Origin of the sequence: Glycomyces lechevalierae, from assembly GCF_027622945.1 — a bacterium.
GTDB classification, from domain to species: domain Bacteria; phylum Actinomycetota; class Actinomycetes; order Mycobacteriales; family Micromonosporaceae; genus Glycomyces; species Glycomyces rutgersensis.
Genome location: NZ_JAPZVQ010000003.1, coordinates 213253 through 234095, shown reverse-complemented (window position 1 = coordinate 234095; position 20843 = coordinate 213253). Strand labels below are relative to the sequence as shown.

At 68.1% G+C, this 20843-nt stretch carries 22 protein-coding genes and 1 pseudogene; 6 read left to right on the top strand and 17 right to left on the bottom strand.

Translation table 11 applies throughout. From position 1 onward, the window contains the following. Positions 1–172: 172 nt before the first annotated feature. On the bottom strand, positions 173–1168 hold the full coding sequence (locus tag O2L01_RS07425; RefSeq protein ID WP_270121278.1) for an RNA polymerase subunit sigma-70: 996 nt from the start codon (positions 1166–1168) through the stop codon (positions 173–175). A 110-nt stretch (positions 1169–1278) separates the two neighbouring features. Here O2L01_RS07425 and O2L01_RS07420 point away from each other — a divergent pair, with 110 nt between their 5' ends. Continuing rightward, positions 1279–1653, top strand: coding sequence for a nuclear transport factor 2 family protein (locus O2L01_RS07420; protein ID WP_270121277.1), 375 nt, complete (start codon positions 1279–1281; stop codon positions 1651–1653). Between the two features lie 84 nt (positions 1654–1737). On the opposite strand, the gene O2L01_RS07415 is transcribed toward O2L01_RS07420, so the two are convergent. Continuing rightward, complete coding sequence (locus O2L01_RS07415; protein WP_270121276.1) at positions 1738–3189, bottom strand: vWA domain-containing protein; 1452 nt, start codon at positions 3187–3189, stop codon at positions 1738–1740. A 504-nt stretch (positions 3190–3693) separates the two neighbouring features. Between O2L01_RS07415 and O2L01_RS07410 the strand changes: the two genes are divergently transcribed. Continuing rightward, a complete protein-coding gene (locus O2L01_RS07410) occupies positions 3694–5493 on the top strand; it encodes an HNH endonuclease signature motif containing protein (protein WP_270121274.1) in 1800 nt (599 codons plus the stop codon). 362 nt (positions 5494–5855) lie between these two features. Here O2L01_RS07410 and O2L01_RS07405 read toward each other — a convergent pair whose 3' ends face one another. The 12 genes and pseudogenes from O2L01_RS07405 to O2L01_RS07350 all read right to left on the bottom strand — a co-directional run bounded on the left by O2L01_RS07405 (position 5856) and on the right by O2L01_RS07350 (position 14136). After that, positions 5856–6230: a group I truncated hemoglobin gene (locus O2L01_RS07405; RefSeq protein WP_270121273.1), complete on the bottom strand. Its 375-nt coding sequence runs from the start codon at positions 6228–6230 to the stop codon at positions 5856–5858. Between the two features lie 127 nt (positions 6231–6357). Then, positions 6358–7182 (bottom strand): tRNA pseudouridine(38-40) synthase TruA, encoded by an 825-nt coding sequence (gene truA, locus O2L01_RS07400; RefSeq protein WP_270121272.1) that lies wholly within the window; start codon positions 7180–7182, stop codon positions 6358–6360. 74 nt (positions 7183–7256) lie between these two features. Beyond that, positions 7257–7604, bottom strand: a pseudogene (gene rplQ / locus O2L01_RS07395) (50S ribosomal protein L17); the annotation flags it as partial. A 67-nt stretch (positions 7605–7671) separates the two neighbouring features. Further along, the gene (locus tag O2L01_RS07390) at positions 7672–8718 is read right to left on the bottom strand and encodes a DNA-directed RNA polymerase subunit alpha (protein ID WP_208495377.1); all 1047 of its coding nucleotides are present in this window, start codon (positions 8716–8718) and stop codon (positions 7672–7674) included. Positions 8719–8838: 120 nt separating this feature from the next. Further along, complete coding sequence (rpsK, locus tag O2L01_RS07385) at positions 8839–9237, bottom strand: 30S ribosomal protein S11 (RefSeq protein ID WP_091053358.1); 399 nt, start codon at positions 9235–9237, stop codon at positions 8839–8841. Between the two features lie 11 nt (positions 9238–9248). Next, positions 9249–9623, bottom strand: coding sequence for a 30S ribosomal protein S13 (rpsM, locus tag O2L01_RS07380; RefSeq protein WP_208495378.1), 375 nt, complete (start codon positions 9621–9623; stop codon positions 9249–9251). A 168-nt stretch (positions 9624–9791) separates the two neighbouring features. Then, positions 9792–9908, bottom strand: a complete 117-nt coding sequence (gene rpmJ / locus O2L01_RS07375) for a 50S ribosomal protein L36 (RefSeq protein WP_081913453.1) — start codon at positions 9906–9908, stop codon at positions 9792–9794. Positions 9909–9935: 27 nt separating this feature from the next. Beyond that, complete coding sequence (gene infA / locus O2L01_RS07370) at positions 9936–10157, bottom strand: translation initiation factor IF-1 (protein WP_026929479.1); 222 nt, start codon at positions 10155–10157, stop codon at positions 9936–9938. 330 nt (positions 10158–10487) lie between these two features. Further along, entirely contained in the window at positions 10488–11132 is a 645-nt protein-coding gene (rpsD, locus tag O2L01_RS07365) for a 30S ribosomal protein S4 (protein WP_270121271.1), read from the bottom strand. A 162-nt stretch (positions 11133–11294) separates the two neighbouring features. Then, entirely contained in the window at positions 11295–12356 is a 1062-nt protein-coding gene (locus O2L01_RS07360) for a D-alanine--D-alanine ligase family protein (RefSeq protein WP_270121270.1), read from the bottom strand. Next, entirely contained in the window at positions 12353–13354 is a 1002-nt protein-coding gene (locus tag O2L01_RS07355; RefSeq protein WP_270121269.1) for an NAD(P)H-dependent glycerol-3-phosphate dehydrogenase, read from the bottom strand. The genes O2L01_RS07360 and O2L01_RS07355 overlap by 4 nt, the downstream gene beginning before the upstream one ends. Before the next feature lie 11 nt (positions 13355–13365). After that, complete coding sequence (locus O2L01_RS07350; RefSeq protein ID WP_270121268.1) at positions 13366–14136, bottom strand: lysophospholipid acyltransferase family protein; 771 nt, start codon at positions 14134–14136, stop codon at positions 13366–13368. A gap of 335 nt (positions 14137–14471) precedes the next feature. On the opposite strand from O2L01_RS07350, the gene O2L01_RS07345 reads away from it, so the two are divergent. The 4 genes from O2L01_RS07345 (at position 14472) to O2L01_RS07330 (ending at position 17811) form a co-directional block, all read left to right on the top strand. Next, complete coding sequence (locus tag O2L01_RS07345; protein WP_270121267.1) at positions 14472–14699, top strand: hypothetical protein; 228 nt, start codon at positions 14472–14474, stop codon at positions 14697–14699. A gap of 130 nt (positions 14700–14829) precedes the next feature. After that, on the top strand, positions 14830–15045 hold the full coding sequence (locus tag O2L01_RS07340) for a cold-shock protein (RefSeq protein WP_270121266.1): 216 nt from the start codon (positions 14830–14832) through the stop codon (positions 15043–15045). A gap of 75 nt (positions 15046–15120) precedes the next feature. Beyond that, positions 15121–16038, top strand: a complete 918-nt coding sequence (locus O2L01_RS07335; RefSeq protein ID WP_270121265.1) for an NUDIX hydrolase — start codon at positions 15121–15123, stop codon at positions 16036–16038. A 495-nt stretch (positions 16039–16533) separates the two neighbouring features. Next, positions 16534–17811 (top strand): D-arabinono-1,4-lactone oxidase, encoded by a 1278-nt coding sequence (locus O2L01_RS07330; protein WP_270121264.1) that lies wholly within the window; start codon positions 16534–16536, stop codon positions 17809–17811. 141 nt (positions 17812–17952) lie between these two features. Here O2L01_RS07330 and O2L01_RS07325 read toward each other — a convergent pair whose 3' ends face one another. The 3 genes from O2L01_RS07325 to leuC all read right to left on the bottom strand — a co-directional run bounded on the left by O2L01_RS07325 (position 17953) and on the right by leuC (position 20793). Beyond that, positions 17953–18510 carry an HU family DNA-binding protein gene (locus tag O2L01_RS07325; protein ID WP_270121263.1) on the bottom strand — a complete coding sequence of 186 codons (558 nt, stop codon included), beginning with the start codon at positions 18508–18510 and terminating at the stop codon, positions 17953–17955. Between the two features lie 240 nt (positions 18511–18750). Next, positions 18751–19350 (bottom strand): 3-isopropylmalate dehydratase small subunit, encoded by a 600-nt coding sequence (gene leuD / locus O2L01_RS07320; protein ID WP_270121262.1) that lies wholly within the window; start codon positions 19348–19350, stop codon positions 18751–18753. A gap of 15 nt (positions 19351–19365) precedes the next feature. Continuing rightward, positions 19366–20793 carry a 3-isopropylmalate dehydratase large subunit gene (gene leuC / locus O2L01_RS07315; RefSeq protein ID WP_270121261.1) on the bottom strand — a complete coding sequence of 476 codons (1428 nt, stop codon included), beginning with the start codon at positions 20791–20793 and terminating at the stop codon, positions 19366–19368. Between the last annotated feature and the right edge of the window lie 50 nt (positions 20794–20843).

The following is a 20843-nucleotide window of genomic DNA, read 5'->3' as shown; positions in this document are numbered from 1 at the left end:
CGGCCTCGAAAACCCGGAATCACGCACTTGTGAATGCTTTCACAAGGGCCGCGAAGGTGAGATCGAACGTGTTCAAAAACTTCGTTACCAGCGAATACACGCCCGGACCTCGGCAACCGGCCGAGCGGCTAGGACGCTGCGACCGCAGCGCTCAATTTCGTCCGCCCGCGCGTCAGAGCGCGTCGGGAAGGCCGAAGCGGCTCAACGGACCCGGGTCGACGAAGCGAATGATGGCGCGGATCCGGTCGCGGCGGAACGTGAGCACCGTGAGCCCCGGCGGGTAGGCGAACCCGGGCCCGGGGTCCATCACGTAGTAGCCGAGGGCGGGCTGGCGGTTCACGCGGGTCGGCAGTTGGCGGACCGTGTGCGCGGCGCGCCATGCCGCGCCCGACGCCAGGAACGCCGCGATCGCCTCGCGGCCATGGTACTCGTGCGGCGCGGGCGGCATGGACAGCCACGCGTCGTCGGTCAGGAGCTCGACGACGCCGTCGATGTCTCCGGCGGTGAGCGCGTCCGCGAACCGCCGCGTCAGCGCCCGCTCCTCCTCCGAGCTCTCGGGCGGTGGATCCTCGCCCGCGCGGTGCCGGTCGACCGAGGCCCGCGCCCGCTGCAGGATTCCCTTGAGCGCGGTCGGGCCGGCGCCGATCATGTCCGCGACCTCGCCCGCGGGGAAGCCCAGCACGTCGCGCAGCACCAGCGCGGCGGCCTGCCGGGGCGGCAGCAGCTGCAGTCCGGTGATGAACGCCAGCTCGACCGCCTCCCGCCCCACGTACCGCGCCTCAGGGCCCGGATCGGCGTCCGCGACCTGGTCGAGCAGCGCATCGGGATAGGGCTGCAGCCACGCCACCTCGTTGCGGCCGTTCGGCTCCGGCACGCGGAACGGCGCGGTCGGCTGCGCGATCCGGCGGCGAGCGGCATCGCGTTTCGCGTTCAGGCAGCGGTTGGTCGCGATGCGGTAGAGCCACGTCCGGATCGCGGCGCGGCCTTCGAACCCGGCGATGCCCTTCCAGGCGGCGACCATCGTCTCCTGCACCAGGTCCTCGGCGTCGGAGAGCGAGCCGAGGATGCGGTAGCAGTGCAGCCGCAGTTCGCCCCGGTACGGCTCCGTGAGCTCGCGGAAGGCCTGTTCGTCCCCGGCGCGGGCGCGATCGAGCACGGTCTGGGTCATGCCCGCATCCTCGCACCGCCCGCCGACATTGTCGCGGCGATCGGGCCGGGACCGTTCCGCCCGGCCCTCCGGCGGTGTCCAACCCAGTGAACCGAGGAAAGGAAAGTGCAATGACCGCAACGAGCACGCCCCTGGAGACCGCCCCCGCCTACTACAAGGCGTGGACCGGAGACGCTTTCGAGCACGCCATGACCTACCTGGCCGATCACGTCGTCTGCGAGACGCCGATCGGGCGCCTCGAGGGCGCGGCCGCGTTCCGCGCGTTCCTCGAACCGTTCGCGCAGCAGCTCATCGGCTCATCGCTGGTCGCGGCGTACGGCGACGAGGACGCCGCGATGCTGATGTACGGCTCGACGACGCCGTTCGTCACAGACCTCATGGCCGCCGAGCACATGACCGTCCGGGACGGCAGAATCACCCGCATCAGACTGGTCTTCGACCAGCTTCCGGGTGTCGAAGCCCGAAAGGCCGCCGGCATCGAGTGACGACGCGGGCCCGGCGCTTCCGCGCCGGGCCCGTTCGGACGCATGCGTCGATCGCGGCGGATCGCCCACCCGAACGCGGACGGGCTACGCCCCCAAGGCCGAGGCGGTCTCGATCAGGTCCGCCAGCTCGTCCACGTCCGGGTCCTCGCTCGTCTCGGCGAGTTCCCGGGCCGCGGGCAGCAGGTCCTCGCAGTCGAACGCCGAGCTGCCGCGCAGGATCTCCGCGAAGGCCGCCGCGACCAGGTCGACGCTCAGGTGCGAGCCCGGGTCCTCGCTCAGATCCTCGGTCGGCAGGACCGCCTCGGCGGTGCCCGTCTCCTCCCCCTCCGGGTCCTGCCAGCGCACGCCCACCGTCGCCACGTCCCCGCCATCGCCCGTGAGCGTCAGCGCGTACAGGGCCGTCACGCTGTGGCCGGGCCCGACCTCGCCGCCGTCCACCCCGTCGTCCTCGAACTCGTCGTCGGCGATCGCGCGGTTCTCGAAGCCGATAAGGCGGTACTCCGCGACGGTCGCTTCGTCGAAGGTCACCTGGATCTTCGCGTCGCGCGCCGCGACCCCGAGCGTCGAGGTCAGGCGCTCGGAGAACACGCGCTCGGCCTCGGACTCGGTGGCGAAGTACACGGCCCAGCCGTCCCCGTTGTCGGCCAGCTGCTCCAGCAGCTCCTGGTTGTAGGAGTCGCCGACGCCCACGGTCAGGAGGGTGATGCCCGCGGCGATGTCCTCGCCCAGTTCGTCGAGCATCGCGTCGTGCTCGGTGAGGCCGACGTTCGCTTCGCCGTCGGAGAGCAGGATGACCCGGTTGTCCTTGGCCGGGTCGAAGACCTCGCCGGCCAGTTCGTAGCCGTCCTCGAGCCCGGCCTGCATGTTGGTGGAGCCGCGGGCGTTGAGCTCGCTGATCGCCTCGTGCAGCTCCTCGCCGTCGCCCACGTCCGTCATGCCTTGCAGCACTTCGGAATCGGACTCATAGGTGACGATCGCGACCGCGTCGGTCGGCCGCAACTGGCTCACGAGCAGGTCGAGCGAGTCGCGGACGAGCTCGATCCGGTCGCCTTCCATGGAGCCGGAGACGTCGATGACGAAGGTCAGGTTCACATCGGCGCGTTCGGTCTCGGGCTCGCTGCGGGTCTGGAGGCCGACGCGCATCACGTGGGTCGCGTCGCCCGCGTCGTACCATTCCGGCAGTTCGGCGCTGTCGACGCTGACCGCGAACCCGTTGCCGTCGGGTTCGCTGTAGCCCTGGTCGAAGTAGTTGACGAACTCCTCGGGCCGTATCTGGTCGGCCGGCGGCAGAGCGCCGTCCTCGAGCGAGCGGCGCGCGTAGTCGTAGGAGGCGGTGTCCACGTCGACCGCGAACGTCGACTCCGGATCATCCGCCGGCGAGACCGGCTCGTTCGTTCCGTACGTCTCGTCGGCGGGCGCTGGCGCCGCCCCTGACATGTCTTGCACTGCACCGGAATCGGAGCCGGGACCGGAGCAGGCGGCGACGGCGATCAGCATGAGGGCAGCCGGAATACCGGCCACGTGGTGGCGTCTCATGGAGGGGTTCCCTTCTCACTCGGGATATCGGGGTACTTCCATGAGACAGCCGTTTCCGCGTTTCGGTTCCCCTCGTTGCCGAACCGTGATGGCGCGGTGAGCAAACAGGACCCGACCGTGACCGGGCCGTCACCGAGTAACAACTCGGTCACTATTGGTCGCAGCAGCCCTTGGCGCGACCTTGGAAGCGACACCTGAAACGAATGCCGGGCCGCATGGGCCGAGGCTCAAGCGGGCAGCGACAAAGAGGTCTGAGGGCGGGTGGGTGTGCCCAGCGGCTGACAGGCAGCGCGGGGGACGCGGGTGATCCCCTCTCGGTTTACCTTGCGCCCCAGGATGTTTGCGGGTGGCGGCGGGGCGGGCCGGGGCGAATATTGATAGTCCTCTATGGAATGTTCACTCTATCGGGTGATGACACCAGCACGATGGGATGTCATCATTGAAGTACGAACAAGGAAGCGAAAACAGCCAGATCATTCGAGAACAGGCGAGGAGGCGAGACCCATGGCCGCATGCGACACCCACACCACTCCGGCCCTCTCCCCCGCCTCGAACCTCTCTGCTTCTGCCGATCGCCGCTCTCAGGCAGCGGCGATCCGCACGGCCCTCGATGAGGCCGCTGCCGGTATCAATGCCTTCCACTCCCAGGTCCTGTCCGCAGTGATTGCGATGAAGGAGCAGGGGCTGCACCGCTCGGAGTTCGGGTTCTCGGCGCTGCGGGATCTGTTGCTGTCGCAGTTCGACTTCACGTACAACACGGCAGGATCCATCGCGGCCATCGCAAGACTGTCAGGGAAGTTCCAGATCCTGGCCAAAGCGGCAACGACAGGAACAGCACGGATCGACCAGGTCGCCTATGCCGTCCGCCAGCTCGACCAGACCCCGGCCATGCGCCTGTTCGCCCGCACCCCCTTCAGAACCCCGGTCCCCTCCCCCTTCGACCCGGACATCCTCTGCGCCACGCCTGAGGCGATGGTCGCCCAGTACTGCGCTCATGCTTCCTTCAAAGACCTGCGCCGACACCTCGATGAACTGTGGGCCTCGATCGCCGAAGAGACCGAACTGTTCGACGAGTTGGGCGAGCAGTCCCTCCAGCGGCTCGAACTCACCGAGACCGGCAACGGCATTTGGCACCTCGAAGGCACCCTGTCCGAGGCGACCGGCAGGCTCTTGGACAAGTACTTGAAGACCGCCTGCCCGCCCCCGCGCCAAGAAGACACCGAGGCCGGCAGCGAAGACGACAGCGAGGGCCTGCTGCCCGCGCAGGCGAACCGGAACGCCGAAGCACTCCACCAGCTCCTGGCCGGGTACGGGTCCTCCCCGCAAGCCGCCACCAGGCATGGGCACACTGCCACCCTGGACCTGGTCGTGGACATCGAGACCCTGCAGGGCAAGGAGACCGGCCGCCTCCCCCTCCTGGAAGGCCAGCCCATCAGTGTCGCCCGTGCCCGCCTCCTCGCCTGCGAAGCCGGGGTCATCCCCTCGGTCTTCAACTACACCACCGGGGAAGCCGTCGAACTCGGCAGGGCCATGCGCCTCCCGAACGCTTCCCTCCGCCGCAAGCTGGAGCTCGAGCAACCCGAAGGGTGCGCTTGGCACGGCTGTGACCGGCCCGTGGCTTGGACTGAGGCGCACCACATCCAGCACTGGGCCGACGGCGGTGTGACGGCCGCCGAGAACCTGATCCTGCTCTGCAGGTTCCACCATGGGCGCATCCACACGACCGGTTGGTCGGTGGAGAAGACCGGCCCGGGCCAGGCGATCATCACCCACCACGACGGCCACGAACCCGCCTTGAGCGCCCCCGGTGCATCCAGGTGCGGCTGCTCCGACTGGCGCACCGATACCGACATGGACACCGAGAACCAAGGCTCGGACTGGGATGTGTTCCCCACCGGGCTCTACCGCTCGGAATGGTCCGAGAGCATGAAACCCGAACTCGATGGGATGGCTGAGGCCATCGACCGCGACCGGGCATTGCAGGCCATGCGGGCCGCCAAGGCAAGATGCCGAGAGAAGTTCAGGGCACCGAGCCCGCCCTCCCCGATACCGGTCTTAGGCTGCCCCAGCAGGCAGACTGCTGGGGGGAAGCGCCGCAAGGGCAACAACCACCATGCAGCGCAGCCTGATCCCCAAGAGGGATCGGGCCCCTCGGCATGCCCGGGGCAGGAAACCAACCCCTGCCAACACCCTCCCATCGCTGCCGGGTTGAACCAGGACCGGATCAGGCAGGGCAGCCGCAGAACGACCGGGCCCTGCCACTACCTCGTTGTCGCTGCCCGATTGAACCTCGACACACTCTGACCGGAAGGCCGGAGGCAGACCAGAGCCCCGCCAACACCTCGTCGTCGCTGCCAGGTTGAACCCCGACACACTCTGACCGGAAAGCCTGAGGCAGACCAAAGCCCCACTCCCGCCTCGTCGTCGCTGCCAGGTTGAACCTCGAAACGATCGGACCGAGCAACCGGAGACCGGCCGGGACCGCCTCAGGCCTCGTTGTCGCTGCCGGGTTTGAACCTCAAGGAGATCGGATCAGGCAGCCGGAGGGCGACCGGGGCCCTGCCACCACCCTGTTTGTCGCTGCTCGTCCTAACCCTGATCCAGCCAGACCGAGCAACCGGAGACCGGCACGGCCCGGACTGCAGGAACTGCGCTCGCTCACACCGTCACGCCGTGACGATGTCGCCTTTCAATGGAACGAGCTTTTCGGCGATCGCTTCGATCGTCGGTCCATCCACGCCGGCCTCGGTAAGAGCGGCCGCGAGATGCCCGACGACGAGGTTGAAATCTGCTTCAGTGATGCCCATACCCTCATGGGCCTTCTGCATCGACCGCCCGCTGTAAGGCCTGGTCGCGCCCAGCGCCATCCCCACGAACCTGGCTTGGTGCCGTTTCAGTCCCTCGATGTCGGTCGCCGCGAAGTAGTCCTTCAGCTCAGGGTCGCCGAGGACCTTCCCGTAGAAGATCTCCACGACCGCCTCAACTGCGGCTTCCCCGCCGATTCGGTCGAAGATGGTATCCGGTGCCTGCGTCTCAGTCATGCCACCGAGCATCGGAGGCGGACGCTACGGGCCGGTCACCATCCGATTCGCGCCGGGTTACTTCGCGCTATCCGGTTTCACACACAGATAAACGATTACCGGAAATGCGGCGTCCAGTCGAACGCGCCTAACGCGTCCGAACCCGGCGCGTCAGATCCACCCGGGCCTGCCAGTCCTTCGGGTCCTCGGAATACGAGACCTCGAGCAGCGTGAGACCGTGCGGGCCGACCACGTGGACGTCGTTCGCCCGCTGGCCGATCGTGAGGATCGAGGCGAGCCACTCCTCGTCGCGGCGGCCGTCGCCCACCGCGAGGGCAGCGCCCACCAGGCTGCGGACCATCGAGTGGCAGAACGCGTCCGCGCGCACCGTCGCCACCGCGACGCCGTCCTCGTCTCGCGCCCAGTCGTACTGATGCAGCTCCCGGATCGTCGTCGCGCCTTCGCGCTGCTTGCAGAAGCCCACGAAGTCGTGCTCGCCGATCAGGCGCTGGCAGGCGGCGTGCATCCGCTCCACGTCGATCGGCCGCTGCCACGCGAGGGTGTCCAAGCGCCGCAACGGGTTCACGCCCCAGGTCGCGTCCGCGACCCGGTACCGGTACCGGCGCCACTGCGCCGCGAACCGCGCGTTGAAGGAAGGGTCGACGGCCTCGACCGAGGTCGCCCGCACGTCAGCCGGGAGGATGCCGCGCAACCGCCACAGCAGCTTCTCCCCCACGGCCTCCCACTTCGCGGTCGGCACGTCGACGTGCACGACCTGCCCGGTCGCGTGCACCCCCGCGTCGGTCCGCCCGGCCACCGTGAAGTCGGCGATCTCGCCGAACAGCAGCTCCAGCGCGCGGATCACCTCGGAGGCCACGGTCCGCAGCCCGGGCTGCAGCGCCCACCCCGAGAACGCGGCCCCGTCGTAGGCGACGCCGAGCCGCAACCGGGTCTTGTCCACAACCTCGTCCACAGCAGTCCTTCCGGATAAAGCAAACCGCGCGCAGAGCGTGAAGCCCTGCGCGCGGTTCAACGGCCTTGCTAGTCGACCAGCTCGATGATCGCCATCGGAGCGTTGTCGCCCTTGCGGTTCCCGGCCTTGATGATCCGGGTGTAGCCGCCTTCGCGGTTCGCGAAGCGGGGCGCGACCTGCTCGAACAGGTCGTGCGTGGCGTCCTTGTTGCGCAGCTTGGCCAGCGCCAGACGGCGGTGGTGCAGCGTGCCCTTCTTGCCGTACGTGATGAGACGCTCGGCGTAGGGGCGCAGGCGGCGAGCCTTGGTCACCGTGGTGGTGATGCTGCCGTGCTCGAACAGGGAGGCCGCGAGGCCCGAGAGCATCAGCTTCTCGTGAGCCGGGGAACCGCCCAGGCGCGGGCCCTTTGTAGGTTTGGGCATTGTCTTGCTCCTCTTGGTTTGACGCGGCCGGCCGTCTTACGGAACCGACCGCCACTGGTCGGGAAGCTTAGAGCTCCTCGGTCTCGCGGAGATCTTCACCGTCTTCTTCGTACTCGTCGTGTTCGGCGACCGGCGACCCGCCGTAGGCCACAGCGGCCTCGCTCGGGTCGAAGGTGCCGGGCGAGTCCTTCAGGCTCAGGCCCATGCCGGCGAGCTTCATCTTGACCTCGTCGATCGACTTCTGCCCGAAATTCCTTATATCGAGCAGGTCGGCCTCGGTGCGGTTGATGAGTTCGCCAACGGTGTTGACGCCCTCGCGCTTGAGGCAGTTGTAGGACCGGACGGTCATGTCCAGGTCCTCGATCGGCAGGGCCAGGTCCGCGGCGAGCTGCTGGTCGGCCGGGCTGGGCCCGACGTCGATGCCCTCGGCCTCGGTGTCGAGCTCGCGGTACAGGCCGAACAGCTCCACCAGAGTCGAACCGGCCGACGCCAGCGCGGTGCGCGGCGTGGTGGACGGCTTGGACTCGACGTCGACGGTGAGCTTGTCGAAGTCGGTGCGCTGCTCGACGCGGGTCGCGTCGACGGAGTAGGCCACCTTGAGCACGGGCGAGTAGATCGAGTCGACCGGGATGCGGCCGATCTCGTTGGTCTCGCCCTTGTTGGCCGGCGACGAGACGTAGCCTCGGCCGCGCTCCACCACGAACTCCATGTCGATGCGGCCCTTGGAGTTCAGGGTCGCGAGCTTGAGTTCGGGGTTGTGGACCTGCACGCCGGCGGGCGGCTGGATGTCCCCGGCGAGGACCTCGCCCGGGCCTTCCTTGCGCAGGTACATGGTGGCCGGCTCGTCGTTCTCCGAGGAGACGCAGATCTGCTTGACGTTCAGCACCAGTTCGACGACGTCTTCTTTCACGCCGGGAATGGTGGAGAACTCGTGCAGGACGCCGTCGATCTTGATCGACGTGACCGCCGCGCCCGGGATGGACGACAGCAGCGTGCGCCGCAGCGAGTTGCCGAGCGTGTAGCCGAAACCGGGCTCCAGGGGTTCGATGGTGAACTTGGAGCGGGTCGGGCTGATCTGCTGCTCGGTGAGCGTGGGCCGCTGAGTGATAAGCACTGTGCGATGTTTCCTTTGTTCGGGGCGCCCGCTATTTGACGCCTAGACACTTGGACGTTGCCGTCGACAAGGCTCGCAAGCTTCGCCTTGGCGGTGACGATCTCCGTAACGGAGCCGCGATCAGACGCGGCGGCGCTTCGGCGGACGGCAGCCGTTGTGGGGCTGCGGGGTGACGTCGTTGATCGAGCCGACCTCGAGGCCGACGGCCTGGAGGGAGCGGATCGCGGTCTCGCGGCCCGAGCCCGGGCCCTTGACGTAGACGTCGACCTTGCGCATGCCGTTGTCCATCGCACGGCGGGCGGCGGCCTCGGCGGCCATCTGCGCGGCGTACGGGGTCGACTTGCGCGAGCCCTTGAATCCGACCTGGCCCGAGGAGGCCCAGGAGATCACGGCACCGGTCGGGTCGGTGATCGACACGATGGTGTTGTTGAAGGTGCTCTTGATGTGGGCGTGCCCGTGGGGCACGTTCTTCTTCTTGGCGCGCGGGTTCTTGGAACCGCCGCGAGTCTTCGGTGGCATCAGCTGGTCTCCTAACGTGCCTTCTTCTTGCCCGCGACGGTCTTCTTCGGACCCTTGCGAGTACGGGCGTTGGTCTTGGTCCGCTGACCGTGGACCGGAAGGCCGTAGCGGTGACGGAGACCCTGGTAGCAGTTGATCTCGATCTTGCGGCGAATGTCCGCCTGCACCTCGCGGCGCAGGTCACCTTCGACCTGGTAGTGCTCTTCGATGTGGTCGCGGAGCTGCACCAGTTCTTCGTCGGTGAGGTCCTTGACGCGCTTGTCGCGGTCGAGTCCGGTCGCCGCGATCGTCTCAAGCGAGCGCGTGCGGCCGATGCCGAAAATGTAGGTGAGTGCGATCTCCAGGCGCTTGTCGCGCGGGAGGTCGACTCCGACCAGGCGTGCCATTCAGGCGTACTCCTAGCGTTGTCGGAGGTCTGACCACTGCCTTCTCGCCGGGGTCTGATCCCCTGCCCTGATGGGCGATGCGAGCCCCGGCCTCCGAGCCGAGGGTTGTGCTTGCGCACTGGCGGCGGTTTCCCCTTCTGGGGCCTTTCTTGCTGGCGTTGTGCTGCTTTAGCCCTGACGCTGCTTGTGACGCGGGTCGGAAGAGCAGATAACCATCACTCGTCCGTGCCTGCGGATCACGCGGCAGTTCTTGCAGATCACTTTGACGCTCGGCTTGACTTTCACGAGTCCTACTTACGTGTAGTCGTCAGGTCAGCGGTAGCGGTAGACAATCCGCCCGCGCGACAGGTCGTACGGCGAGAGCTCCACCACGACCCGGTCCTCGGGGAGGATACGGATGTAGTTCTGGCGCATCTTGCCACTGATGTGGGCGAGTACCTTGTGGCCGTTGGTGAGTTCCACCCGGAACATAGCGTTCGGGAGGGACTCGACGACCTTGCCCTCAATCTCGATGGCACCGTCTTTTTTCGGCATGTCCTCCGCTACCGTGACAACTCGGTCTGAAAACCCCGCACCCCTTGACGGGCCGGAGCTACTGGCACGCCGACCCTAGGTCGGGTCGGCATTGGAATGGCGCGGCGCTTCACCAACGGCGTCCGGGTGCACGGCGACACCCGGAGCGCATGGCTACCCACTTGGGGACGCACTGCACCACTGAGCGAGTCTACTCGCGCTCCAATACCGTCTACCAGGGGGTTGGCGGTGACGGAGGGCACTGACGGCGCCTCCGAAAGACGCGAGCGGAGCGCCGCCCGGATTCCCGGTCGCCCGGGGAGCCGGGCGGCGCTCATTGCACGCTCAGGCTTACTTCGAGTAGTACTCGACGATGAGCTGCTCGTCGCAGATCACGGGGATCTGCTTGCGCTCGGGCACGGAGAGGAAGCGGGCGATCAGGCCTTCGAGGTGAGCCTCGATGTAAGCCGGAGTCGTCTCGCCCGCCCACGCGCCAGCGGCGGCGAGCTGGAACGGCGTGGTCTCGCGGGACTTCTTGCGCACCTGCACGAAGTCGCCGGCCTTGAGCCGGTAGGACGCGATGTCGACCTTGCGGCCGTTCACGGTGAAGTGGCCGTGGTTGACGAACTGCCGCGCCTGGTAGATGGTGCGGGCGAATCCGGCGCGGAGCACGAAGGCGTCCAAGCGGGACTCGAGCAGGCCGACCAGGATTTCACCGGTCTTGCCGGGCCTACGCGTGGCTTCGGCGTACAGGTTGCGGAGCTGACGCTCGGAAACGTTGTACTGCGCGCGGAGACGCTGCTTCTCGACGAGCTGGTTCTTGTAGTCCGATTCCTTCTTGCGGCCGCGGCCGTGCTGCCCCGGAGGGTAGGGACGGCGCTCCATGTACTTGGCGGCCTTCGGCGTCAGAGCGATGCCGAGGGATCGGGAAAGCTTGACTTTCGCCTTAGCTTGCAATGATCTCTCCAGTAATTCATGCGTTGCCTCGAACGACATACGAGGCATAATGCGCCCCTGACCTGCAGAAACGCGTGAGTGTAGCGCGCTCAGTTAAGCCCAGGATGCTGGGGACTGGCGCGCACACGGTGGTACAGCCGGTGCCGAGCCCGGACTGGCCGGGAATCTCCCGTCCGAAGACGGAAGATGCACCCGACCAGGTTACGCGGCGCTTTCGCCGCCGCCCACTCGGGCTGCGGCGAGAGTGACCAGGCGCTCTACGAGCTCGCCGTACGAGATGCCGTAGGCCGCGAACGCCTGCGGCACGCCGCTCATCGGCGTCATGCCCGGCATGGTGTTCACCTCGTTGAGGTAGACCACGCCGTCCTCGCCGAGGAAGCAGTCGACGCGCGCGAGGTCGCGGCAGTCGAGGAGCCGGAAGACCTTGCGGGCGAGGGCCTGGGCCTGCTCGGCCACGCCCTCCGGGTAGTCCGGGTGCAGGTTGAACGGCTCGGGGTTGTCGAGGTACTTGGCCTCGAAGTCGAACCAGCCGTCCTCGCCCTTGGCGAGGACTTCGAGCGGGAAGGTGATCTCCAGGTCGCCGTCGAGGGTCTCGACGACGCCCATCTCGATCTCGCGGGCGTTCTCGAAGGCCGCCTCGAAGACGACCTTGTCGTCGACCTCGCGGGCCTTGGCGACCGCTTCGACGAGTTCGGCGCCCGACTTGACCTTGCTGATGCCGAGGCTCGAGCCGGCGCGCGCGGGCTTGACGAAGATCGGGAGGCCGAGCTTGCCGATGACGGCTTCGGCGTCGAGTTCGTCCCCGGCCTTGAGCACGTCGAACGCGCCCTGCGGGACGCCTTCGGCGGCGAGGAGGCGCTTCGAGAACTCCTTGTCCATGCACAGCGAGCTCGAGAGCACGCCGGAGCCGACGTACGGCACGCCGGCCATCTCGAACAGGCCCTGGATCGTGCCGTCCTCGCCGAACGGGCCGTGCAGGACCGGGAAGAGCACGTCGGCCATCGGCTGCGCGCCGGGGCCGAGGTCGATCGCGACGGCCTTGCCGGCTTCGGCGGTCACCTCGGGCAGCGCCTCGGGGGACTCGATCGCGAACGCGACGTCGGGGGAGAGTTCGACCCATTCGCCGCTGCGGGTGATGCCGATCGTGGTGACGTCGAAACCCCTGTCGCGCAGCGCTTTGGCCACACCGGAGCCGGAGGCGCAGGAGACCGGCTGTTCCACACTGCGTCCGCCGAAGAAGACGGCTACGGTCGGTTTAGTCATTTGTCGGACCTCAAACTGTCGGTTTCGGGTTTGGTCTCGCGTCCCATGAGTTCGGCGACCGCGGCTCTGGGGTCGAGCCCTTCGTGGCAGACCCGTTCCACGGCATCGCAGATCGGCATCTCCACGCCCACCTTGCGGGCGAGATCGGTGATGGAACGGCAGCTCTTGACGCCCTCGGCGGTCTGCTTGGTGACGCGCGCGGCCTCTTCGAGGGTCGCGCCGAGCCCGAGCTGCTCGCCGAAGGTGTGGTTGCGCGACAACGGGGACGAGCACGTGGCGACGAGGTCGCCGAGCCCGGCGAGCCCGGCGAACGTGGTCGGGTCGGCCCCGAGCCGCATGCCGAGGCGGGTGGTCTCGGCGAGGCCGCGCGTGATGATCGTGGCCTTCGTGTTGTCGCCCATGCCCATGCCGGCGGCCATGCCGTAGGCGAGGGCGATGACGTTCTTGACCGCGCCGCCGAGCTCGCAGCCGACGACGTCGGTGTTCGTGTACGGGCGGAAGTACGAGGTGGTGACGGCCTTCTGCACGTCGACGGCCCGGCCGTGGTCGATGCACGCCACGACGGAGGCCGTGGGCTGCTCCTCGGCGATCTCGCGGGCCAGGTTCGGCCCGGAGAGGACCGCGATGCGCGACTGGTGCGCGCCGGTGACCTCGGCGATGACCTCGGTCATGCGCTCGGTCGAGCCGAGTTCGATGCCCTTCATGAGGCTCAGCAGGGTCGCGCTCGGCTCGAGGTGCGCCGACCAGGCGGCGAGGTTCCCGCGCAGGGTCTGGCTCGGGACGGAGAGGACCACGAGGTCCGCGCCGGCCAGCGCCTCGGCGGGGTCGTTGGTGGCGCTCACGAGGGCCGGGAGTTCGATGTCCGGGAAGTAGTCCGGGTTGCGGTGGTCCGCGTTGATCGCGTCGGCGACCTCGGCTCGCCGGGCCCACACGGTGACCGGGGTCCCGGCGTCGGCGAGGATCTTGGCGAACACGGTTCCCCAGGAACCGGCCCCCATGACGGCTGCTCTCACTCGGAAGACTCGCTTTCTTCAGATCGGTGCTGCCGGGGATCGAACAAAGGGGGTGCTTCCTGGCCGCGGATCTCGGCGAGGCCCGCGCGGAGGGCCTCCATGATGCGGTCGGTGACCGCGGCGAGGTCTTCGCGGGTGGGTTCCTTGCCCTGCCAAGGGGAGAGGTCGACGGGCGGGAGGGCCCGGACGGTGACGGGCTTGCGGCCGATCTTGAACTTGGGGTCGCGCTTGCGGTCGTGGATGCCGAGGGCGCCCCACTGCACGATCGGGATCACGGGGGCCCCGGAGTCGAGGGCGAGGCGGGCGATGCCGGTCTTGCCGCGCATCGGCCACCGGTTCGGCTCCTTCGTCACGGTGCCTTCGGGGGACATGATGACCACGTGCCCTTGGGCGAGTTCGCGTTCGAGGGTGCGCAGTGAGTCGGCCGCTTCGGCGCTGCCGCGCTTGACGGGGATCTGGCCGGTGCTGCGCACGAGCGGGCCGACCAGCGGGATGCGCAGGATCGACTCTTTGAGGAGGAACCGCGGGTGGCGGCCGGCGTTGTACACGTAGTGGACGACCAGGAGCGGGTCGATGTCCGAGTAGTGGTTCCAGACCAGGATCGCCGGGCCCTTGAGGGGGATGTGCTCCATGCCGGACCAGGACCGCTTGGAGAGCCCGAGCATGCCGCCTTTGACGATGTTGGCGTAGATCCGGACGTCGGGGCGGAGGGCGTCGCCGCCGCGGCGGCGGAAGGTGTACTGCGCCTCGGGCCTCGGCTCGGTCACCTGCTGGCTCGCTTTCTCGGGGAGGCCTCGGCCGCATGGGTTCGGCCGGTGCCGTCGTGTACGGGATCGTCAGTGCATTGCACTCTAACGCCCGCGCCGGGCCCTTCAGGCGACGGTAAGCAAAGGGTGGGGTTTGACTCCTCGGTTCGGGGTACACGGCTACGTCGCGTGAACCCCCAGGTACGCGGCGCGCGGGCCTCGGGGCGCGAGACGGCGGCGGCGGTACCCGAGGGTTGCGCGAAACCCGCTATGATGTCAACATAGAGTCACAATGACATCTACCTTGCCGACCGGACGTGTCGGCTCGGATCTCGACTCGACTCGGAGTGAGTGACATGAACTGGCGTCTCTTCGGCTGGCTCGCCGCCCTGTTCGGCGGAGCGGTCCTCGCCGTGATCATCGTGGTGAACGTGATCCAATTCGTGCTCGGGGCGATCGGCGGCATCCTCGCCTTCATCTTCAACTTCGCCCTCTTCATCGCCATCGTCGGCGGCGTCATCTGGCTCGGCCTCAAGGCCAAGAAGGCCCTCGGCGGGCGCAACAACCCGCAGATCCGGAAGTAGTTCCGGAAAAAGAGGCCCAGCCGGAAGTAGTTCCGGACAAGGAGTGCAGCCGGAAGTAGTTCCCGAAAAGAGGCGCAGCCGGAAGTAAGAGCACTCGATACCCCTTCGGCACCTGGAATTCGGCGCCCGCATGGGCCAAGCTGAGACCATGCAGGGCACCATCTCGAACTTCAACGAGGACACCTCCGGCGAGGTCGTCCTGGACAACGGCCGCCGCGTCCCCTTCGACGCGGCGGCCTTCGCCGTCTCCGGCCTGCGGTTTCTCCGCCTCGGCCAGCGCGTCGACCTCGACACCGACCCCGAAGGGCGCGTCGTCGCCGTCCGGATCCCCACGATGCACGCCTAGACGCGCGCGGGAGCCCGTACTCCGCGCGAGTGGCAGACTTCCCCCGATTGGGCAAGTCCCAGTACCGTATGAAGCGTGAGTGTGGAACAGGACACTGTCGGGAACGGGGCGCCGCAGAGGCAGATCGCCGCCGCTGGCGGCCTGTTGTGGCGCAACGGCGAGCGCGGCCTCGTCGAGGTGATCGCCGTGTGGCGGCCCAAAGTCGGGAACTGGTCGCTGCCGAAGGGCAAGCTCGACCCCGGCGAGCACCCGCTCACGGCGGCGTGCCGCGAGGTCGAGGAGGAGACCGGGATCCCGGTCATCCCGCAGATGAAGCTGTGCCGGGCCTCGTACGTGCTGCCCAATCCCGCTGGGGACGTGCTGAAGTACGTCGACTACTGGTCGATGCGCACGGAGAAGCCCGATGCGGCGTTCACCGCCGACGAGGAGATCGGCGAGCGGCGCTGGATCACGCTCGCGGAGGCGCGGGAGGCGCTGACGCGCCCGCGGGACCAGCAGGTGCTCAAGGCGTTCGGGGCGCTGCCGGCGGTGACCGCGACGGTGATCCTGGTGGCCCCGGCCGAGGTCGAGCAGGGCTGGGACGGGCCGGACGTGACGCGGCCGTTGAGCGCGCGCGGCCAGGACCAGGCGGTGCGGGTGGCGGCGCTGGCGTCGCTCTACCAGCCGGACAGGGCGTTCAGCGCTACGGGCAGGGCGAGCGTGCAGACGGTCGAGCCGATCGCGCAGGCGGTGCGGTGCCGGCTGGGCGGCGACTCGGCGTTCGACACCGAAGCGCACGAACGCAATCCCGAGCGTTCGAGCGCGCGCATCCGGGAGCTCGCGGGCGGCGGCGGGACGGCGATCGTCTGCGCCGAGCCGGAAGTCGTGAGCGACACGGTCGCGATCCTCGCGGATGAGGACGGCGTCGAGACCGCCGATGTCTCGACGAGGTCCGGAGAGGCCTGGGTGCTGTCCCTGTCGGGCCAGAAGCTCGTTGGTGTGGAGCGACTGTAGGGAAGCGGTTCGCGGGCACGGAGCGAGCCGCTGAGGGCCGTGTTTCGGGCCCCCGAGTGGCAACCCTGACAGGGGGGTACGACATTTCGGCGCCGGCGGTGACGGCGGTCATGCAGATGCCCGGATTCGGGGCGGCTCGACGAACCCGGCATCAAGCCGTTTCGAGATGCGCCGCTCCGCACACGCAGCGAGCCGCGCCCCGTTGGCACGGGCTCATCGAACGCGGCATCGAGCTGTTCGAGATGCGCCGCTCCGCACATGGAGCGGCCCGCACCTCGCTCGCGCGGGTCCCATCGAACCCGAAGTGCACGTGCTCGATCGACCGGCGGGCGCACTCGGGGCGGTCCGGGCGGCCGTCCCGCCCCTCGGACCGCCACGCCGCTCCCTCCCCCCGGTTCGCGGTACCGTTGCCCGCGCGACCGCGCCCTGTCCCCGGTCGCGCAACGATCTTCAATGAGCCACGGTCTTTGTTGAGCACCGTCTAGGAGGAACGCCTTGGCCAGCGCACCCACCGCCCTGCAGAACTGGGCCGGGAACGTCCGCTTCTCCCCCAGCCGCTTCGAAGCGCCCGCCACACTCGCCGAGGCGCGCACCGTCGTCGCGGCCGCGCCGCGCCTGCGCGTGCTCGGATCGGGCCACTCGTTCAACACGATCGCCGCCTCCGACGCCACGATGATCTCCCTGGCGGGCATCGAGCCCGAGGTCACGATCAGCGCGCTCACCGGCACCGTGCGCACCTCCGGCTGGATCACCTACGCCGCGTTGAGCGATGCCGTGCACCGCGCCGGCTTCGCCCTGCACAACATGGCGTCCCTGCCGCACATCTCCGTCGCCGGCTCGATCGCGACCGGCACGCACGGCTCGGGCGACCGCAACGGGAACCTCGCGACGGCCGTGGCGGCCGTCGAGTTCATCGGCCCCGACGGGGAACTGCGCACCGTCTCGCGCGGCGACGAGGACTTCCCCGGCTCCGTGGTCCACTTGGGCGCCTTGGGCGTCGTCTACGCGGTGACCCTGGACCTCCTGCCGGGCTTCGAGATGCGCCAGTACGTCTACGACGGCCTCGCCCTCGACCAGGCGCTCGCGCACTTCGACGAGCTCACCGGTGCCGCCTACAGCACCAGCCTGTTCACCGCGTGGGGCGCGTCCCCGCAGTTCCAGTACTGGGTGAAGCAGCGCACCGCCGACCAGACCCACCCGTTCCCGCAGGCGAACTGGTACGGCGCGCCGCTCGCGGACGGCAAGCGGCACCCAGTGCCCGGGGTCGACCCGGAGGCGTGCACGGTGCAGCAGGGGCAGACCGGCCCGTGGCACGAGCGCCTGCCGCACTTCAAGCCCGAGTTCACGCCCAGCGCGGGCGACGAGCTGCAGTCGGAGTTCCTGATCGACCGGGCGGACGCGCCCGCGGCGCTCGAGGCGCTGGCGGGGATCGGCCCGGAGCTCGCCTCGGTGGTGCAGATCTGCGAGGTGCGCACGATGGCGGCCGACGACCTGTGGCTCTCGCCCGCATTCGGGCGGGACACAGTGGGCCTGCATTTCACTTGGGTGAGTGACTTCGCGAGGGTGGAGCCGGTGATGTCGGCGGCGGAGGAGGCTTTGGAACCGTTCTCACCGCGGCCGCATTGGGGCAAATTGTTTTCGATACCAATGGATGAAGTCCGTTCGCGTTATCCGCGAATGGGCGACTTCGAGAAACTCCGCGCCCGCGTCGATCCAGAGGGGAAGTTCGGCAATGACTTCTCGGAGGCTGTCGCCGGCGGTGCCGCACGCTAGTCGGCGCTGCCGTCTGAGCCGCGGACGCCGGTAAAGCACGGGTAAAGCAACGAGGGCATTCAGGTGGATCCTGAATGCCCTCTCCCCGTGCGAGTCGGACGGGTGCCTCACCGTGCCCCGAACCGGTTCGGGGCCGCGGCATCAGCTACGTCCGCGCTTCGTGGTCTTCTTCGCCGCCGTCTTCTTCGCGGTGGACTTCGCCGCGGTCTTGCGCACGGCCTTCTTCGCGGTCGCGGCCTTCTTGGCCGTGGTCTTCTTCGCCGCGGTCTTCTTGGCCCCCACGCGGCTCGTGGCGGTCGAGCGCGTCGCCGTGGAGGCGGCCCGCGTGGTCTTCTTCGCAGCCGTCTTCTTGGCCGTGGTCTTCTTCGCGGTGGCCTTCTTCGCCGGCGCGGCCTTCTTGGCGGTGGCCGACTTGGCCGCCTTGCGCTTGCCGGTCACGAGCTCCTTGAAGCCGGTGCCCGGACGGAACGCGGGGACGACGGTCTTCTTGACCTTCACCGCTTCCCCGGTGCGCGGGTTGCGCGCCATGCGGGCGGCGCGTTGGCGCTTCTCGAAGACGCCGAATCCGGCGAAGGAGACTTTCTCCCCTTTCACCACCGCGCGCTGTATCTCGTCGATCGCGACATCCACGACTTCTTTCGCAGCGGCCCGGTCGCCAGTGCGAGCGGCGATCCGTTCGACGAACTCTGCCTTGTTCACGAGTCCTACCCTCCCGATAGTCCTTGAAGCCATACCAGCTTGTTAAGCGCACGTTATGACGTTTCGAAAGCGAACGCAACTGTTTCCGCGAAAATAGACCCGTTGTGTCGCAGGGAATTTTTATTCAGGTGCCCGAAATCGACGCTCGCAACCCCGTTGGGAGGGACCCGAACACGCCTGGAGCCGGTGGCATCGCCACCGGCTCCGTACGTGATTGCTAACTGGATCGGGCTCCGGACACTAGACCTGAGCGGGGAGAGTCCTAGGCCGCCAAGCGTCCCGGTTCGACTCGTACGCCGCGATCTTGTCCTCGTCGCGCAGTGTCAGGGCCACGTCGTCGAGCCCTTCCATCATGCGCCAGCGCAGGAACTCGTCGAACTCGAAGCTCCAGGTGCGGTCCCCCGCACGGACTTCGCACTCCACGAGGTCGACGGTGACCTCCGACTCCGGGTGGAGTTCGGCGCGCAGCCACAGCTCCTCGACGGCCGCCTCGGGCAGCTCCACAGTCAACAGACCGTTCTTGAGGGAGTTGCCGCGGAAGATGTCTCCGAAGCGCGGGGCGATGACCGCCTTGAACCCGTAGTCCTTCAGGGCCCAGACGGCGTGCTCGCGCGAGGAGCCGGTGCCGAACTCGGTGCCGGTGACCAGGATCGTCGAGTTCCGGTACTCCGGCTGGTTGAGGAGGAACTTCTCGTCCTCGCGCCACTCGGCGAACAGGCCGTCCTCGAAGCCGGTCTTGGTGACCCGCTTGAGGTACACGGCCGGGATGATCTGGTCGGTGTCGACGTTGGAGCGTCGCAGCGGCGCGACGCTGCCGGTGTGGGTCGTGAACTTGTCCATGATTCCCTGCCCTTCCTACAGATCCGCCGGGCTGGCGAGGTGGCCGGTGACGGCCGTGGCGGCGGCGACGGCCGGGCTCACCAGGTGCGTGCGCCCGCCCTTGCCTTGGCGGCCCTCGAAGTTGCGGTTCGAGGTGGAGGCGGCGCGCTGGCCCGGCGTCAGCTGGTCCGGATTCATGCCCAGGCACATCGAACAGCCGGCGAAGCGCCAGTCGGCGCCCGCTTCGATGAAGACCTTGTCGAGGCCTTCGGCGATGGCCTGCTCGCGGACCTTCGCGGAGCCGGGCACGACCATCATGTTGACGCTCTCGGCGACCTTGCGGCCCTTGATGACCTCGGCGGCGGTGCGCAGGTCTTCGATGCGGCCGTTGGTGCACGAGCCGAGGAAGACGACGTCGACGTCGATCTCGCGCATCGGCGTGCCGGCCTCGAGGCCCATGTACTCCAGGGCCCCGGCGGCGGTGGTGCGCGCGATCGGGTCCTCGAAGTCCTCGGGTGCGGGGACGGTGCCGGAGAGCTCGACGCCCTGCCCGGGGTTGGTGCCCCAGGTGACGAACGGGCTCAACGAGGCCGCGTCGATGACGATCTCCTTGTCGAAGACGGCGCCCTCGTCGGTCTTGAGGGTCTGCCAGTACTCGACGGCGGCGTCCCAGTCCTCGCCCTGGGGCGCGTGCGCGCGGCCCTTGACGTACTCGGCGGTCTTCTCGTCCGGCGCGATCATGCCGGCCTTGGCGCCCCACTCGATGGACATGTTGCAGACCGTCATGCGGCCTTCCATCGAGAGCTCTTCGATGGCCTGGCCGCGGTACTCGACGATGTGGCCCTTGCCGCCGCCGGTGCCGGTGATGGAGATGATCTTGAGGATCAGGTCCTTCGCCGAGACGCCTTCGGGCAGCGAGCCGTTCACGGTGACGGCCATGTACTTCGGCTTCGCCTGCGGCAGGGTCTGCGTGGCGAGCACGTGCTCGACCTCGCTGGTGCCGATGCCGAACGCGATCGAGCCGAACGCGCCGTGCGTCGAGGTGTGGGAGTCGCCGCACACCACGGTCATGCCCGGCTGGGTGAGTCCCAGCTGGGGTCCCACGACGTGGACGACGCCCTGGTTCTCGTCACCGAGCGAGTGGATCCGGACGCCGAACTCCTCGCAGTTGGCGCGGAGCGTCTCGATCTGCTTGCGGCTGGTCGGGTCCGCGATGGTGAAGAGGTTGTCGGTGGGCGTGTTGTGGTCCTCGGTCGCGATCGTGAGATCGGTCCGGCGGACTTTGCGCCCTGCCTGCCGCAGGCCGTCGAAGGCCTGGGGGCTGGTCACCTCGTGGAGGAGGTGCAGGTCGATGTAGAGCAGATCGGGTTGCTGGCCGCCCGTGCGTACCACGTGGGCGTCCCAGACCTTCTGCGCGAGGGTGCGCGGTGCCGTTCCCTCGGATTCGTGTGGTGTAGGTGACATCTCTGTTCCCAGTCGTTGGACTTCTCGAAATATGGGAGGTAATGTTCAGC

What these genes read in the sequence shown, in the direction of transcription:
- O2L01_RS07340 (WP_270121266.1), top strand. Translation starts at nt 14,830, where the DNA reads ATGGGCCAAGCTGAGACCATGCAGGGCACCATCTCGAACTTCAACGAG.
- rpsM (WP_208495378.1), bottom strand. Translation starts at nt 9,623, where the DNA reads ATGGCACGCCTGGTCGGAGTCGACCTCCCGCGCGACAAGCGCCTGGAG.
- O2L01_RS07355 (WP_270121269.1), bottom strand. Translation starts at nt 13,354, where the DNA reads ATGGGGGCCGGTTCCTGGGGAACCGTGTTCGCCAAGATCCTCGCCGAC.
- rpsK (WP_091053358.1), bottom strand. Translation starts at nt 9,237, where the DNA reads ATGCCACCGAAGACTCGCGGCGGTTCCAAGAACCCGCGCGCCAAGAAG.
- O2L01_RS07405 (WP_270121273.1), bottom strand. Translation starts at nt 6,230, where the DNA reads ATGACTGAGACGCAGGCACCGGATACCATCTTCGACCGAATCGGCGGG.
- O2L01_RS07420 (WP_270121277.1), top strand. Translation starts at nt 1,279, where the DNA reads ATGACCGCAACGAGCACGCCCCTGGAGACCGCCCCCGCCTACTACAAG.
- O2L01_RS07345 (WP_270121267.1), top strand. Translation starts at nt 14,472, where the DNA reads ATGAACTGGCGTCTCTTCGGCTGGCTCGCCGCCCTGTTCGGCGGAGCG.
- infA (WP_026929479.1), bottom strand. Translation starts at nt 10,157, where the DNA reads ATGCCGAAAAAAGACGGTGCCATCGAGATTGAGGGCAAGGTCGTCGAG.
- rpsD (WP_270121271.1), bottom strand. Translation starts at nt 11,132, where the DNA reads ATGTCGTTCGAGGCAACGCATGAATTACTGGAGAGATCATTGCAAGCT.
- leuC (WP_270121261.1), bottom strand. Translation starts at nt 20,793, where the DNA reads ATGTCACCTACACCACACGAATCCGAGGGAACGGCACCGCGCACCCTC.
- O2L01_RS07410 (WP_270121274.1), top strand. Translation starts at nt 3,694, where the DNA reads ATGGCCGCATGCGACACCCACACCACTCCGGCCCTCTCCCCCGCCTCG.
- leuD (WP_270121262.1), bottom strand. Translation starts at nt 19,350, where the DNA reads ATGGACAAGTTCACGACCCACACCGGCAGCGTCGCGCCGCTGCGACGC.
- O2L01_RS07415 (WP_270121276.1), bottom strand. Translation starts at nt 3,189, where the DNA reads ATGAGACGCCACCACGTGGCCGGTATTCCGGCTGCCCTCATGCTGATC.
- O2L01_RS07360 (WP_270121270.1), bottom strand. Translation starts at nt 12,356, where the DNA reads ATGACTAAACCGACCGTAGCCGTCTTCTTCGGCGGACGCAGTGTGGAA.
- O2L01_RS07425 (WP_270121278.1), bottom strand. Translation starts at nt 1,168, where the DNA reads ATGACCCAGACCGTGCTCGATCGCGCCCGCGCCGGGGACGAACAGGCC.